15 protein-coding genes are annotated in these 15,431 nt (G+C 37.4%); 7 read left to right on the top strand and 8 right to left on the bottom strand.

From position 1 onward, the window contains the following. Positions 1–10: 10 nt before the first annotated feature. Positions 11–1,636 carry a hypothetical protein gene (locus ACKWCD_RS08500; protein WP_413983513.1) on the top strand — a complete coding sequence of 542 codons (1,626 nt, stop codon included), beginning with the start codon at positions 11–13 and terminating at the stop codon, positions 1,634–1,636. A gap of 105 nt (positions 1,637–1,741) precedes the next feature. Here the strand turns inward: ACKWCD_RS08500 and ACKWCD_RS08505 are convergent, their stop codons facing one another. Next, positions 1,742–3,529, bottom strand: coding sequence for a serine hydrolase (locus ACKWCD_RS08505; RefSeq protein ID WP_413983514.1), 1,788 nt, complete (start codon positions 3,527–3,529; stop codon positions 1,742–1,744). A gap of 284 nt (positions 3,530–3,813) precedes the next feature. Between ACKWCD_RS08505 and ACKWCD_RS08510 the strand changes: the two genes are divergently transcribed. Next, a complete protein-coding gene (locus ACKWCD_RS08510) occupies positions 3,814–4,887 on the top strand; it encodes a PA0069 family radical SAM protein (protein ID WP_413983515.1) in 1,074 nt (357 codons plus the stop codon). On the opposite strand, the gene ACKWCD_RS08515 is transcribed toward ACKWCD_RS08510, so the two are convergent. The 4 genes from ACKWCD_RS08515 to ACKWCD_RS08530 all read right to left on the bottom strand — a co-directional run bounded on the left by ACKWCD_RS08515 (position 4,888) and on the right by ACKWCD_RS08530 (position 8,289). Beyond that, positions 4,888–6,312 carry a Gfo/Idh/MocA family protein gene (locus tag ACKWCD_RS08515; protein WP_413983516.1) on the bottom strand — a complete coding sequence of 475 codons (1,425 nt, stop codon included), beginning with the start codon at positions 6,310–6,312 and terminating at the stop codon, positions 4,888–4,890. 100 nt (positions 6,313–6,412) lie between these two features. Further along, positions 6,413–7,072 carry an HD domain-containing protein gene (locus ACKWCD_RS08520; RefSeq protein ID WP_413983517.1) on the bottom strand — a complete coding sequence of 220 codons (660 nt, stop codon included), beginning with the start codon at positions 7,070–7,072 and terminating at the stop codon, positions 6,413–6,415. Continuing rightward, positions 7,069–7,806, bottom strand: coding sequence for a lysophospholipid acyltransferase family protein (locus tag ACKWCD_RS08525; RefSeq protein WP_413983518.1), 738 nt, complete (start codon positions 7,804–7,806; stop codon positions 7,069–7,071). Before ACKWCD_RS08525 ends, ACKWCD_RS08520 begins: the two co-directional genes overlap by 4 nt. A 72-nt stretch (positions 7,807–7,878) precedes the next feature. Then, positions 7,879–8,289, bottom strand: coding sequence for a BrxA/BrxB family bacilliredoxin (locus tag ACKWCD_RS08530; protein ID WP_413983519.1), 411 nt, complete (start codon positions 8,287–8,289; stop codon positions 7,879–7,881). Positions 8,290–8,503: 214 nt separating this feature from the next. On the opposite strand from ACKWCD_RS08530, the gene ACKWCD_RS08535 reads away from it, so the two are divergent. From ACKWCD_RS08535 to ACKWCD_RS08550, 4 genes are all read left to right on the top strand, one after another. Then, positions 8,504–9,238: a TerB family tellurite resistance protein gene (locus tag ACKWCD_RS08535; protein ID WP_413984125.1), complete on the top strand. Its 735-nt coding sequence runs from the start codon at positions 8,504–8,506 to the stop codon at positions 9,236–9,238. A 9-nt stretch (positions 9,239–9,247) separates the two neighbouring features. Continuing rightward, complete coding sequence (locus ACKWCD_RS08540) at positions 9,248–9,832, top strand: HupE/UreJ family protein (protein ID WP_413983520.1); 585 nt, start codon at positions 9,248–9,250, stop codon at positions 9,830–9,832. An 81-nt stretch (positions 9,833–9,913) separates the two neighbouring features. Next, positions 9,914–10,348 carry a deoxycytidylate deaminase gene (locus ACKWCD_RS08545; protein ID WP_413983521.1) on the top strand — a complete coding sequence of 145 codons (435 nt, stop codon included), beginning with the start codon at positions 9,914–9,916 and terminating at the stop codon, positions 10,346–10,348. A 20-nt stretch (positions 10,349–10,368) separates the two neighbouring features. Continuing rightward, positions 10,369–11,994 carry a S41 family peptidase gene (locus ACKWCD_RS08550; protein ID WP_413983522.1) on the top strand — a complete coding sequence of 542 codons (1,626 nt, stop codon included), beginning with the start codon at positions 10,369–10,371 and terminating at the stop codon, positions 11,992–11,994. A gap of 3 nt (positions 11,995–11,997) precedes the next feature. Here the strand turns inward: ACKWCD_RS08550 and ACKWCD_RS08555 are convergent, their stop codons facing one another. Together ACKWCD_RS08555 and ACKWCD_RS08560 are read right to left on the bottom strand one after the other, a co-directional pair. Continuing rightward, a complete protein-coding gene (locus ACKWCD_RS08555) occupies positions 11,998–12,201 on the bottom strand; it encodes a hypothetical protein (RefSeq protein WP_413983523.1) in 204 nt (67 codons plus the stop codon). An 18-nt stretch (positions 12,202–12,219) separates the two neighbouring features. After that, the gene (locus ACKWCD_RS08560; RefSeq protein ID WP_413983524.1) at positions 12,220–12,804 is read right to left on the bottom strand and encodes a MarC family protein; all 585 of its coding nucleotides are present in this window, start codon (positions 12,802–12,804) and stop codon (positions 12,220–12,222) included. Positions 12,805–12,911: 107 nt separating this feature from the next. On the opposite strand from ACKWCD_RS08560, the gene ACKWCD_RS08565 reads away from it, so the two are divergent. Then, the gene (locus ACKWCD_RS08565) at positions 12,912–13,484 is read left to right on the top strand and encodes a DUF3109 family protein (RefSeq protein WP_413984126.1); all 573 of its coding nucleotides are present in this window, start codon (positions 12,912–12,914) and stop codon (positions 13,482–13,484) included. On the opposite strand, the gene ACKWCD_RS08570 is transcribed toward ACKWCD_RS08565, so the two are convergent. Next, positions 13,474–15,396 (bottom strand): tetratricopeptide repeat-containing sensor histidine kinase, encoded by a 1,923-nt coding sequence (locus tag ACKWCD_RS08570; protein ID WP_413983525.1) that lies wholly within the window; start codon positions 15,394–15,396, stop codon positions 13,474–13,476. The genes ACKWCD_RS08565 and ACKWCD_RS08570 overlap by 11 nt on opposite strands. Between the last annotated feature and the right edge of the window lie 35 nt (positions 15,397–15,431).

Raw genomic sequence — 15,431 nt, forward strand, 5'->3', positions numbered from 1 at the left:
TTACCTACTTATGAAAGCCAAATTCCAAAAGGCAAATTCCAAATTCCAACATTTGGTTTTTGATCCTCTGCACAACAGCAAATTCTTGTACTTTGTATTATTTTTTGCTGCTTTCTCATTTATAAAAGCCCAGGAAATCCCTGTAAATTATAGTCTTGGAGAAAATAATTCCGATAGGTATAAGTTTTCTACTGTGCTCAGTATCAATGCTGACAATACCGATAAAACCGTAATTGTTCGAACCTATTATGGGGGAATGCCCTTGCGACCGAAAGGTCATTTTATTGAGTTGTACGACACCGATTTGAACTTGATTGAAGATTACAACAACAAGTACGCTGGTCAGTATATGGTGGATGGTTTTATCAGAAACGGACAGTTGTATTTACTAGAACTTCGTTATGATGACCTAAAATTTGCGTACGAATATGTAGTACATCATAGTCCGATAGGAGAATTCAATTTTACTGAAAAAATATTGCTTTCGGTTCCATCAAAAGAGGTTGCGAACCCCTTAGCGGTGAACAAGTACAATCGTAAGTTTGGCAATGGTTTTTCCACAGCCGTACATTTCAACAAAGAAAAAACAGCCTTCGGAATTACCATTCAGCACCGTCAAGGTAAAAACGAAAAGTATAACATGTACGTTTTCGGAACGGATTTGAAAAAACAAATCACCTATGACTTTACCGAGCAAGCACTTGAAAAAAACTACGCCTTTGAAAATATTGAGGTTTCGAAAGATTTGAAAACTGTTTATTTTATGGGGAAAGCGTTTTTCAAGAAAAAGCGTTTTGAGGCCAAAGAACGAAAATTTCAATACGAATTGGTACGTGTGACCAATCAAGGTCATAAAATTCAAGAGTTTGTGGATCCTGGAAGATATCCTGAATCTTTAAAACCGATAGTATTAGAAGATGACCTCGTAGTTGTTGGTTTTTATGCAGATAGAAAGGACAATCGTTATAACGGATTAGTTCATTTTAAGTTGAATCCGAACAGCTTATCTATCCTCTCTAAAAAGTACAACCCATTTTCGAAACAATTTATGGCTGATAAATTTGGTCGTGAAGTAGATGCTCAAATAAAGAACTTGATCTTCAAAGACGTACATATCACTCCTCAAAAAAATATCATTTTCAGTGCCGAGGAATATTTTGTAACGACTAGTAAGGAAAGTGGAACGAATCGCAAAGTGGAAAAGTTTCATTACAATGATATTGTTTCTGCTAAACTTTCCTCGGATGGAACCCTAAAATGGGCACGAAATATTAATAAAGCTGAGGTAACTTTAGGCGATGAGGCTTATGCTTCCTATAGTGCTTACGGTCATGATGAAGACATGTATTTCTTTATCAACTCAGGAGAGAATCCTAAGAAATTAAGTAATGAACGTATTATGTTCAAACAAGGCTTCAGCCGTAATCCGAATATGTTCGTTATCAAGATGGATGCTTCCGGAAATGTTTCTCACAAAAAATTAATTGATGATAAAGAAGTGCGTCTTCCGATAATGGTTTCGCGACCATTGATGAATCATGACACCGATGAATTGCTGTTCTACGCGAAGCGCGGAACGAAAAAACAGTTGGTTCGTGTTGGGGTTGGCGGCCCTCCTAGCTCGCCTTCGAAATAAGTGCTAAACTATTTATTGTTAAAGAGTCCGAGTTTTGATTATAAGAAGATAATCGGATTGGAATGAATACAGTGAATAGTGTTTCATTTCAGTATTCGATAATGCCTATTTTTTCTCAAAGGGAATATAGTTTTCCCACTCCCAGGGCGTGTATTTATCACCAATAGTAATTTCTAATAATTCCTTGAAAATACTTTCCGCATTATCACTGTTGGACATCAGGAGAACACCCATATGTTTTTCAGGAAATAAGATAGAATAATGCTGAAAGCCTTCCGAATGCCCTTCTTTAAAAACCGCTTTTCCATAGGGTGTGTTAGTTATCAAGCCCCAAGCCATGCCGTAGTTCAGACCTATTTTTTCATTCTCAGGGGTCGTTTCTAGCGATTTAGGTCCAAATTGCATTTTTGATGTAATCTCAATATTCGGAGAAAACATCAGCTGTGTAATCGTTGAACCTTGAGAAGTTAAGGAGAGAATGTGTTCTAAAAATTTTGAATAATCTACAGCTGTTGTTTCCATAGAACCAGCAGCACCCGCTTCATCTGCAATGTCTTTTTCAATGGTTTTTTGATCTGTAGTATGTCCAAGGCAATAGTTATTTTCAAATCGTATTTGCCATACATAACTGGTCATATTCATGTTCAATGGGTTAAAGACAATTTCTTTGGCCATTTCCTCAAGGCCCCTACCCGTAATTTTTTCAATAACGATTTGCAGTAAGCGAATTCCTTCCCCAGAATAACTGTACCTGGTTCCAGGGTCGGTGTAAATTTGAATTTTACCTTCAGGATGAAATTCCCCTATTCTGCTTATCCATCTCCAGTTTGGAAAACCGGTGGTATGGGAAAGACACATCCTAGCCGTTATCTCCTCATATCGCTTATCAGCTGCAAGATTCTTAAAACCCTTCCATTCTTTTTCAAAGTATAATTCAGGAATAGGTGTATCCAAATAGCTTTGCAAAGGCTTATCCAATTCAATTACTCCTTCTTTTACAAGATGCGCTACTATATACCCAAATACCGATTTACTCAAAGAGGCGCCATAAAAAACCTGTTTTAGTTGTAGACTATCCTTTTGTCCATAATTGGAGTAACCGAATGCTTTTTGATAGGCAAGCGTGTCTTGGTTAAAAATGGAAACTGTCAGCCCTGTGACATTTGCAAGTCTTGTAAGTGATTCAATCTTATCGGTCAGCGAATCCTTTGCGATTATCGAGCCATCGAGACGTTGTATTCCTTTTACTTCTTCTTGGTGGCAACTTGTTAAAATGAAACTGCCGATTAGCATCACAAGGAATACATTTAGGGTACCACTAGGTTTTGACGAGCTCGCCTTAATAAATGGTAGTGCTAACGGATAATAGCATTTGTGAGTTCTAACCACCTTAATTATGTTGTATAACATTATTATAACACTGAAAGGGATTACGGCGATAAAAAGAAAGAATCCCCATTTTTCAATAGTAACTAATGCTATGAAGGAGATAACATAGAGCAAAGACATGCTTATTTGAAAATTAATAATCTTTGCTCCATGGATATCGTATAGCTTGTTATCCTCTCGCTTATGGATCCATAAGAACAAGGGTAGTAGAATATTAGCGAATGGAATAACAAAACCCAAAAACGGGATACTATGCAGTAACAAAAGCCACTTTTTTTGAATGTTTTCTTCTTTGGGATTTTCCAAAGGGAGCAGGTCGCTGACTTCAATTTCTAAAGCAGAGGCCAATAATTTTATAGTTTGAAGATGTGGACTTACATCACCTTTTTCGATACGTTGTATTGTGCGAACTGTTACTTCCGTTCTTTCAGATAGCTCCTCTTGAGTATATCCTTTTAACTTCCGGTGATATAGAAGATTCTTTGCAATAGATTGAGTTTCCATAATTTCATTTTGGTTTGTACAAAGCTATTGCATACTGCGATTCTCTGTAGCGACATTTAGGTGTCACCTTACTGTCATTTGTGCAATTTACGGACCTTTCTACACTATTGCGTAATTGTCTTAGGTTAAACAAAAGGTTTGCTTTTGCGGTTTAATTGAACTTCAAATCATAATCTGAAATTAGACAGAGGGCTACTAATCTTATTAGAATATTCTAAAACAATTAACACGGAATAATTTATATAAATTGGATTAATTCCATAAATTTGGAATAAATCCAATAATTGAAACAAGAAGAGTATATCAAAGGGCGTGGAGCCCAACAAAATACACCCAACAAATTCTTTCAATATAGTTACGAAACACGGGATGATTTTCTTGAATTCTGTAGAGTTGAAGGAGAAGAAGCGGACCAGAACAAGACGCAGTACATTCCTATTTTTCCGAAGACCATTGTGAATAAGGTTACGAGTCCTGATGTGGGAATGCAACACTCTATGAACCCCTACCAAGGCTGCGAGCATGGGTGTATTTATTGTTATGCTAGGAATACGCACGAATTTTGGGGCTATAGCGCCGGACTGGACTTTGAAAGGAAAATTCTCATCAAAAAAGATGCTCCGAAGTTGTTGGAAGCAAAGCTAAAGAGTAAAAGATGGAAGGCAAGTACCATTGTTTTATCTGGAAATACGGACTGCTATCAACCTGCCGAGAAGAAGTTTAAAATAACCCGCGCCTGTTTGGAAGTCTTTTTAAAATATCGACATCCGGTAGGTATAATTACCAAAAACGCTTTGATTTTAAGGGATTTGGATGTTCTAAAGGAATTGACAAAGCATCAATTAGTCGGAGTAAATGTTTCGGTCACTTCGCTTTCTGAAAAGACACGTAGAATATTAGAACCTAGAACTACCACCGTCAAAAAACGGTTGGAAACTATTCGGGTTTTATCGGAAAATGGAATTCCCGTGAATGCTATGTTAGCACCAATAATTCCTGGAATCAACAGTCATGAAATTATGAGTTTGGCCAAAGCCGTTTCTGATAATGGTGCCTTGTCTTTTGCGTTTACAGTGGTTCGTTTGAATGGCGCCATAGGTCAAATTTTTACCGATTGGATTCATAAATCACTTCCCGATAGGGCAGAAAAAGTACTGCATCAAATAGAAGCTTGCCACGGAGGAAGTTTAAACGACAGTCGTTTTGGAATACGTGGTCGTGGGGATGGTAAGATTGCCCAACAGATTCATGATTTGGTTCGTTTGGCTAGGCATACGTATTTCAAAGACAAGGTATTCCCTGAACTTAATCATGATTTACACGAATCTTTTAAGGATGGCCAGTTGCGCTTGTTTTAATTAGCCTAACTCCCAACCTTTTCGATACGAACCTTTTACCCACTCATTAGCCAAATCCCAATTGGTAACTTTCATGTTAGCGCCATCCCAAAGTAACTTGCGACGACCTGGATATTGGAATGGATCCCAATCACCTGCTTTTTTACCTTTTTTAAATTCTTTCAACTGAAACGCTCTAATAGCTAAATTGCCCATTAAAACAGCCTCGGTTAATGGTCCTGATTTACTAAAGTCAGAAGAAGCTTTTGTTCCATTCAAACAAGCGTTCACAAAGTTTTCTTTGTGACCATTGGTATCACCCGGAATACGCTCCAGGTAAGGCTTTGGGGGCGTAATCATATCCATTGTACTCGAAGGAACCAAACGTGCATTTCTAGAGTAGACATCGCAAATCAAAATACCACGAGTTCCATAGAAAATAGAACCGCCACCACCGGCGCCCATTGTTTCACCGTCTTTTAACTCATCTGGTAAATCAGGCATTATCCCGCCATCATACCAGTTCAAGGCTATGTCACCATGTTTTGGGGTATTAAACTTTAAACGGACTAATGAGGAAGAAGGACAAGATTGATTGTAATCTGCTTCAACAAAATCACCTACCCAGTTCGTTGTGCAACTCGCTTCAGCCTCGGTAGGATATCCCAAATCAAGAACACTAAAAGGAGTCTCCATAATATGGCAGCCCATATCACCCAATGCTCCGGTTCCAAAATCCCACCAGCCACGCCATTTAAAGGGCAAATAAGCGGCATTATAATCACGATTTGCAGCAGCACCTAACCAAAGGTCCCAGTCTAGTCCCGCAGGAACAGCTTGCTTTTCTGAAGGCACGGGAATACCTTGAGGCCATACAGGACGATTCGTCCAACAGTCCACCCGATTGATTTTCCCTATGATGCCTGATTCTATAAGTTCTCTCGCTTCACGACTTCCATCACTTGAAGCACCTTGATTGCCCATTTGACTTACGATACCATTTTCTTTTGCCACCTGCGTCATAATGCGCGCCTCATTAATATTGTGCGTTAACGGTTTTTCGACATAAGCATGTTTTTTAGCTCTCATAAAAGGTAAAGCGATAGAAGCATGCATATGGTCAGGTGTAGCAACCACTATGGCATCTATATCTTTAACATGATTGTCATATAATTTTCTGAAATCTTTAAATTTTTTGGCCTTGGGGAATTTTTGATAAGTCCCGGAGGCTCTGGTATCATCTACATCGCAAAGAGCAACAAATTTTACTTTACCCGTTTCGTATAGGGCTCCAATGTCTCCTGCGCCTTGACCACCAGCGCCAAAGCCTGCCATGTATAGCGTATCACTTGGAGGCACATGATTTTTACCCATTACAAAACTGGGAACAATAGAAAATGCAGCGGATGCTGCTGCCGATTTTTTGATAAACTTTCTTCTTTGCATTTTGAGATTGATTGCGTTAGTTGCTTGGAAGATACGGAAAAAAGAGAAAAAGAAGTTGCGATTTTAACGATGATTTACGATATGGTTTTCGTGGCGTATTCTAGGCGAGTCCATTCCATTCATGGTCGAATTGCTTTAGATATTCCAACATATATTGGTGTCGGTTTTCTGCCAATTTTTTACCTGTTTCGGTATTCATTTTGTCTTTTAGCAACAGCAGTTTTTCATAAAAGTGATTGATGGTGGGGGCAGTAGATTTTTTATATTCTTCTTTCGTCATCGTAAGATTTGGAGCAATATCAGGATTGAAGAGTTCCCGATTTTTAAAACCACCGTAGTTGAAAGCGCGTGCGATGCCTATAGCGCCGATAGCATCTAGACGGTCGGCATCCTGCACAACTTGAAGTTCTAATGAATTGAATCTATCCTTTTTGTTATCTAGGCTTGACTTGAAAGAAATGTTTTCAATGATGCGAACCACATGATCAATTATACTTTGGTCGACCTTTATAGAAATTAGAAATTCCGCCGCCATTTTTGGGCCAATTGTTTCGTCGCCATCATAAAATTTAGCGTCAGCGATATCATGTAACAAAGCGCCAAGACAAACAATCAATTCGTCGACATTCTCTTCTTTTGTAATTAATTTTGTGTTGTTGAATACCCGTTGAATATGAAACCAATCATGCCCACCTTCGGCACCTTGAAGGGTCTCTTTTACAAAATTAATGGTAGCGTTTACGATTTCTTTGTGTGTCATTTGAAAGAGGTTACCCCTGAGGTTACTGTGGCCTCAGTTTTTGCGATGAGTTCATCTAGATTGCCTGATACGGGGATGGGTTCATGTACGTCAAAAGTAATATGATTGCCAATTCCGTTAGGGAATTTTCCATACTTCAACATTTTCCAAGAGTTATTAATGCTTATAGGGATTATCAATGCTGAAGGAGAATTTTTCATTAGAATTTTTAACCCTGTGGGTTTGAACAGCTTTGGATGACCGGTTCGACTTCGTGTACCCTCCGGAAATATAACTGCACCTCTATGATTTTGTTCAATGTATTGGCCCAGCTTTGATATTTCAACCAAAGCTTGCTTGCTATCCTTTCGGTCAATTAATACCGAACCTCCATGTCGAAGGTTATAGGATACACTGGGAATGCCTTTGCCCAATTCTTTCTTGCTTACGAATTTCGGCTCCTGCTTTCGCATAAACCAAATCACCGGTGGTATGTCGTGCATACTTTGATGATTTAGGACTAAAATAGTCGGTCTGTCCGTCGGAATGTTATGTGGATTATTGAAAGAATAGGTAGTTCCTAAAATATGCGTACAACGCATCAAACAGAGGTTTAAAATAGCAACGCTTGCTCTATGGGCATTGTATCCAAAGAGGTTAAAGCAAATCCACTGAATCGGATGAAAAACCAATAAGGTCAATCCGAAGAAAATCAGATATAAAACGGACAACGGATATGCCAATATTTTCTGCATGGTACAAAAATAAAAAACCGCTTCATATAGAAACGGTTTTGATTTTGTTTTATCTAATTTCTTGAAAGAGGCCTAACAGAACTCGTTATACGCTGCTGTTAGGTTTTCTGCGATTAATTCAGCAGGTCTACCTTCAATGTGATGACGTTCAATCATATGAACCAATTCACCGTCTTTAAATAAAGCCATACTTGGTGAAGAAGGAGGAAAAGGAATCATTAGATTTCGAGCTGCATCAACTGCTTCAGTATCTACACCGGCAAATACGGTTACTGCGTAATCGGGTCTCTTTTCATTTTGCAAGCTCATTTTGGCCGCTGGTCTTGCATTGGCAGCAGCACAGCCACATACCGAATTTACGACCACTAGTGTAGTGCCATCTTGATTAATGGCATTGGTGACAGCCTCAGCTGTGTATAACTCTTCAAACCCAGCGTTTGCTAGGTCATCTCTCATTGGTTTTACTAATTCTGCGGGATACATATGCTATTTTTTTTAAATCAGATTTCAAAGATACGGGTTTTGTCGCATTTTGTTAGTAGACCTTAACTTTTGGTTTTGAATCTAGAATTATATGGTTAGATGCAAAAACGATAACCTGACCGAGGTAAATCGAATAAAAAAATAGAGTTGTCTTTGTTCTTTTCTCTTTGTGCTCTGATCTCATTTGATATCTTTGAAAAAAATCAAACTACAGATGTTTAAGTGGGTGGCTGCGGTCATAGGATTTTACTTGTTCAAGTACCCAGGTGCAATTTTGGGTTTTTTCGTCGGAAGTGGTATCGATAGTCTGAGCAGAAGCGAAGCTAGTGGGCCAAGTGTCTTAAGAGATATGACACGGCAAAAAGTTTCTCCCGCCGATTTCGAATTGAACCTTCTTTCTTTATGCTCTATTGTTATTAAGGCAGATGGTTCGGTAAGTCAGACAGAGATGGATTATGTTCGACAGTATTTCGTACAGACTTACGGCAAGGAAAAAGCGAATGCAATTTTTAGAACTTTTAATGAACTAAATAAGAAAAGAGAGATTTCCGCAAAACGGATTTGTGCTTTTTTGAATCAACGAACGCGATATGAAGTGCGATTGCAATTATTACATTTCTTATTTGGTATAGCTCAAGCAGATGGTGCTGTACGCGATTCTGAATTGAATAAAATTCGAGAAATTGCAGGATACTTACGAGTTGCTTTGCGCGATTTTGAAAGTGTTAAAGCCATGTTTGTAAAGTCTGCCGACAACGCATATAAAATTCTAGAGATTGAAAAAACGGCCTCTGATGATCAGATTAAAAAAGCATATCGGACTATGGCAAAGAAGTATCACCCAGATCGGGTAAATACCGAGAACGAAGCCATAAAAAAAGGTGCTGAGGAGAAGTTTAAACAGGTTCAAAAGGCGTATGAAACCATTCAAAAGGAGAGAGGACTTTAAATAAAAGTAATGCAAGATTTCTATTTCTACATAAAATTAGGCTTATATCATGTACTCGATTTTGCTGCCTATGATCATATACTCTTCTTAATTGCCTTGGCACTTCCTTTTACTTTTAAAAATTGGAAAAAGGTAGTTTTGTTAGCAACAATTTTTACGATTGCTCATTGCTTTTCATTATTTCTCTCTGTCTATGGAATTTTAGTAATGGATGTTAGTTTTATTGAATTTTTGATTCCGGTTACCATTCTAGGAACGGCAGTATTCAATATTATTTATGAGAAATCTACCCAAGAAAATAAAAATCTAGGCCTACATGTTTTTGCCACAGCTTTCTTCGGATTGATTCATGGTTTTGGGTTTAGCAACTATTTCAACATGCTAATGGCCGAGGAAGAAGAGAAACTGACATCACTATTAGGTTTTGCTACCGGAATCGAAATTTCACAGGTTTTGATAGTATTGCTCGTTTTAGGTGTTTCTCATTTGTTTCTTTCTTCTTTAAAAGTCAAATCACAACTATTTGTTATTGTTGCTTCCATTTTGATCATTCTTATTACAATACCTATGCTGGTAGGCGCGTTCCCATGGTAAGCTTAAGTTAAATTTAACCTATTAAGGTTGTAGGAATTTTGTAAAGCGGGTATCTTAGACGCTTGTTATTCCGTTAAGTACATGAAAAAAACGAAGCAAGAGAAATATGATAGAGCCTATTTGAGAATGGCTCAAGAATGGGGAAAATTATCGTATTGCAAACGAAAGCAAGTTGGTGCAATTGTTGTAAAAGATCGAATGATTATTTCTGATGGTTACAATGGTACTCCCACAGGGTTTGAGAATTTCTGCGAAGATGAGGAAGGCTATACAAAATGGTATGTTTTACATGCTGAGGCCAATGCAATTTCTAAAGTAGCTTCATCAACGCAATCATGTCAAGACTCAACTCTTTACATCACATTATCACCATGCAAGGAGTGTAGTAAATTAATTCATCAATCTGGCATAAAACGTGTTGTATATCAAGAAGCCTATAAAGATGATTCTGGATTGAATTTTCTTCGCAAAGCAGGCGTTGAGTTGCAACATTTACCAAATATTGAAACTACTTAACCAGATTACGCCCTTAAAAAATGCAAAAAAAGAGTACTTATTTATGGCCCACTATACTTGCAGCAGCCTTAGCTATTGGTGTTTTTTTAGGAGGTAAGCTCGATTTTAATGATAGTCCGGAAAAACTTTTTACTACCAATTCAAAGAAAGACAAGCTGAATCGATTGATTGATTATATTGACTATGAGTATGTTGATGAGATCAATACAGATAGTATAGTTGATGTCACGGTAAACAATATTTTAGAAAAGTTAGATCCACATTCTGTGTACATTCCCAAAGAAGAAATGACTCAAGTTTCTGAGAATATGAAGGGCGATTTTGTGGGAATCGGGATTAATTTTTATCCTTATAGAGATACCATTGCCGTAATTCGAACCATTAAAGATGGCCCCAGTTTTTTAAAAGGAGTTCAGCCAGGGGATCGCATTTTAATGGCCGATAATGATACTTTATACGGAAGAAAACTGCCTAGCGAAACCATTGTCGAAAAACTTAAAGGAAAGGAAGGTACTTCTGTTAAATTGACAGTCTTTCGAAAGAAAGAGAACCGGACTTTTACGGTCAATGTGAAAAGAGATTTAGTCCCTATCAAAAGTGTTCAATCCTACTTTATGATGACCAATGATATGGGCTATATCAAAGTAAATCGTTTTGCCGAATCTACTTTCAAAGAGTTTAAGACGGCACTTAGAGAGCTACAAAGACAGGGGGCAACCAAATTAACCCTTGATTTACGAGATAATCCTGGGGGGTACTTGGGAATTTCAGAACAAATGGCAGATGAATTTTTAGAGGATGGAAAACTTATTCTATTCACAAAAAACAAAAAAGGTAAAATCAATAACGTTTTTGCTACTGACAAGGGTAGTTTTGAAGACAAACCGATTTATGTTTTGATCAATGAGCGATCTGCTTCAGCTAGTGAAATTATAGCTGGCGCACTTCAAGATAATGATATCGGAACCATAGTGGGGCGACGTTCTTTTGGCAAAGGGCTTGTACAACGTGAAATGGAATTGGGTGATGGTTCTGCAGTGCGTTTGACCGTATCAAGATATTATACTCCTACTGGGCGGAGTATTCAAAGAACCTATGAAAATGGTAACAAAGACTACTACCAAAAATTCACTGATCGATATCACAGTGGAGAATTGATTTCGGTAGATAGTATAAAAGTTGCCGACTCACTTAAATTTAAGACCCCAAAAGGTAAAGTGGTTTATGGTGGTGGTGGAATTATTCCCGATGTTTTTGTGCCCATCGGTTCAAACGAGGAGGAAGCTGTTGAAAGTATGGATAGCGTCGGATTCATTTCTTACTTTATTTTCGAACATCTTGATGAAGATAGACAACGGTATAGCGATTATACTGAAGAGGAGTTTGTAGCCAATTTTAGAATTGACGATATTATATTTGAACGCTTTGTGGACTATGCGATTAAAAGTAATTTAAATATGCGTTTTTACGACTTTGAGGAAAGCGTAAAATTATATTTAAAGGCAGCCTTGGCCCAACAGTTATTTGGAGCCAATGTTCACGCAAAGATTAAAAGTGAAGCAGATGCTATGCTAAAACAAGTACTCGAATTAGATAATCCTGCAATTCAACAGCAAGAAGCAGAGGTTATCGAGGAAAGTAACTAAAACTCAGTTTTTATTGATTTTATCTTCAATCTTCTTTGAGGTCATAAAAATGAGTAATAATACAATAGCACAAAGGGAGGCGACAATACCAATTAAGGCAATTACGCTGTTTCCCTCTAGAGGATTTTCAAAATTCACCAAAGTTACATTATAAGCAATAAGTGCTACTGCTAACAAAATCAATATTACAGTTAGAGTTTTATTCATTTGAAATCTGATTGTTCGTTAGAAAAGCTGATTAATATTTGTTGCGAATAATTTCACAGCTATGGCCAATAGTATTACTCCGAAAACTTTTCGGATAATACCAATTCCGCTAGCGCCTAATATTTTTTCAATACGACTCGAAGATTTAAGCACCAGATATACAAAGATAATATTCACAATAATAGCAACAATAATATTTTCAACATGGTATTCGGCACGTAGCGAAAGTAATGAAGTCATGGTACCTGCACCTGCAATCATTGGGAATGCCAAGGGTACGATAGACGCCGTTTCGGGGGCGTCATCTTTATAAAGTTGTATGCCTAATATCATTTCAATGGCTAAAAAGAAAATGATGAATGCACCAGCCACAGCAAAAGAGTTCACATCGATTCCGATTAAATTGAGAATTTCTTCTCCCACAAAAAGAAAAGCGACCATCATTATAGCGGCAACAATTGATGCTTTTTCAGATTGAATATGACCTACCTTATTGCGGAGTCCGATGATTATTGGAATGCTTCCTACAATATCGATTACGGCAAAAAGAATCATGCTCGAGGTGGCAATCTGTCTAAAATCAAAATTTAGTCCTATTGACATAGCTTTCAAATTTGCCGCAAATTTACGCTTAAAAAATGGTTTCGGATTATGGGTGCGAAATAAATAATAGTATAGAAAATGTATCTTTGGGAGCTCAAAAAGAAGACATGTTCCAGCTTGGAAAGACTATAGTATCCGAAGAAATTATCGAAACTGATTTCGTATGTAACCTGAATGCATGCAAAGGTCAATGCTGTATTGATGGTGACGCCGGGGCACCTCTTGAGGATAAAGAGACTGAAATATTAGTTGATATCTACAGCGACGTAAAACCTTTTTTAAGACCAGAAGGAATTGCAGCGATTGAGGAACAGGGTGTTTTTGTAAAAGGAGAAGATGGTGAATGGGAAACTCCTCTTATCAACGGAAGCGAATGTGCTTATGTTGTTTTTTCTGAAAATAAAACTGCAAAGTGTGGACTTGAAGAAGCCTATAATCAAGGTTTAACAAATTGGAAAAAACCAGTTTCTTGCCATCTTTACCCCGTGCGTATTAAAGAATATACAGAGCTTACTGCAGTTAATTACCATAAATGGGAAATTTGTGACCCCGCCTGTGCTTTGGGCGAAGAACTGAAAGTGCCCATTTATAAGTTTGTTAAAGAGGCTTTGGTGCGTAAATTTGGAATTGAATGGTATGAAGAATTGGAACAAATTGCAGAAGAGCATCTTAGACGATAGGAATATGTAAAAGCACTTTTGTGCCATCAGGAGTACCGTCTTCTTTGTAAAGATCAAGAATCTGAAGGTGAAACGAATTGAGGTAATCTTTTGAGAAATTAGACAAACGTTCTTTTGTAATATCAATACCAACGGACTTTCTTTTTAAGACCTTTTTCTGTTTAATTTCTTCGGAAGCAATGCGGCCAATTCCATTATCCGTAATACTAATATGAATATAGTTTTCGTCAGTTGCTTTTCGAATATTGATGGTTATTTTTTTGTCCTTATCTTTTGATGAAAGTCCGTGCCATAAGGCATTTTCTAAAAAAGGCTGCAAGATCAGAGAAGGAATTTTCACATTATGCGGATCAATATCATCGTTAATTTTTATTTCAAAATCTATTTCATTTGAAAAGCGAATATTTTCAATATTCATGTATAATTCGACGGTTTCCAATTCGTCAGCTAGTGAGATTTCGCGCACAGAGGAGGCTTCTAATATTTTGCGAACTAATTTTGAGAACTTATTGAGGTAGTGCACCGCATTTTTCTGTTCATTATTAATGATGTAAAGCTTAATAGAGTTGAGCGAATTGAATAAGAAATGCGGATTCATTTGGCTTCGAAGCATGCTTTGTTCTAAAGTCAAAACCTTTTTTTCATTTTTAAGTTGATATTGACGATAGAGAATATAAAAAATACCGGTCAGTAGCGCTAGTACAATACCGCTAATGAGTAAGGTGGTATTTTTTTTTCTGAGATTAAGTTCCGCAATTTCTTTTTGTTTGGCTAATACTACTATTTCATTGGTTTTTTTTTGAGAATCATAGCGAAAAATAATGTCATTTACATAGCGAATAGTATTGGTATTTAGAATTTTTTCCTCAAGATCTTCAGCCTTTAAGGTATAGGTCAATGCTTTTTCAAATTTGCGTTGTGTTTTATTTAATTCGGCTAACAAACGGTTGGCCTGAGCAGCTTCTTTTGAAAGGGTTTTTTGTTCGGCAACCTTAAGACCTAAAAGCATGTTTTTTTCTGCTTCATCATATTGCTTCAATCGAAGTTTTGCCCAACCTGTATTTATGTATGCGGGTGCGATAAGAAATCCGTCACCTATTTCTTGGGCTTTGGGCAGGGCATATTCGAGAAGATCCAAAGCCTTTGAAATACTATCTTGTTTAATATAAACTTTGGCAATAGCAGTTTTGCAAATGACGCGCCCCATATCATTGTCGATTTGTTCATTTAGCGCAAGCGATTTTTTATAACCTTCCATTGCTCCCATTAAATCGCCTTGCTCTTCTTTACATGCACCTATGTCTTGAGAATTCACAGCTTGACCAAGTACGTTGCCCAATTCTTTTTCTAGGCGAATAGACTTCTCAAAGTAAGTTATAGCTTTATCGTACTGCTCTAACATTTGGTATAAATTGCCAATACAGTTCACAGATACGTTAATGCTTCTTTTTAAACTTGTTGAAGGATTCTTAACAGATTCTGCTAATTCCAGGGCCTTTTGATTATAGTCCATGGCCGCTCTAATAGAAGAGGTTCGTCTGTACACAACACCCAGGTAGTTAAGACTTGCTACCTTGAACTCTAGGTCTTCATCAGCTTCGGCAATTTTCAAGGCTTTTTCATGTAGTTTTATAGCTTTTGAAAATTGAGAGGTATTTCGATATTTTCTACCTAGTTCGTTTAAGCCATAGGCTTGTCCGTCCGAATATTTATTTCTAGCGGAAGCATTGGTGAAGTATCTAATTAAGGTGGTGTCGTTTCTATTTTTTCTTAAAACAGAATGTATCTTGGAATATCCTTCAGGCGAGGCTGCAATTAGACTGTCAACAGTCTTTTGAAAAGACTCAGGAACGGTTTGGGTAAACCCATAAAAGTAAAGCAATAGAAACCCTAAAAGAAAGCGACTTTTCATATAAAAATTAAAGCGCAGTGGTAGGTAATATTCAA

The sequence above is a fragment of the Maribacter taeanensis genome, from assembly GCF_047345145.1.
Taxonomy (GTDB): Bacteria; Bacteroidota; Bacteroidia; order Flavobacteriales; family Flavobacteriaceae; genus Maribacter_C.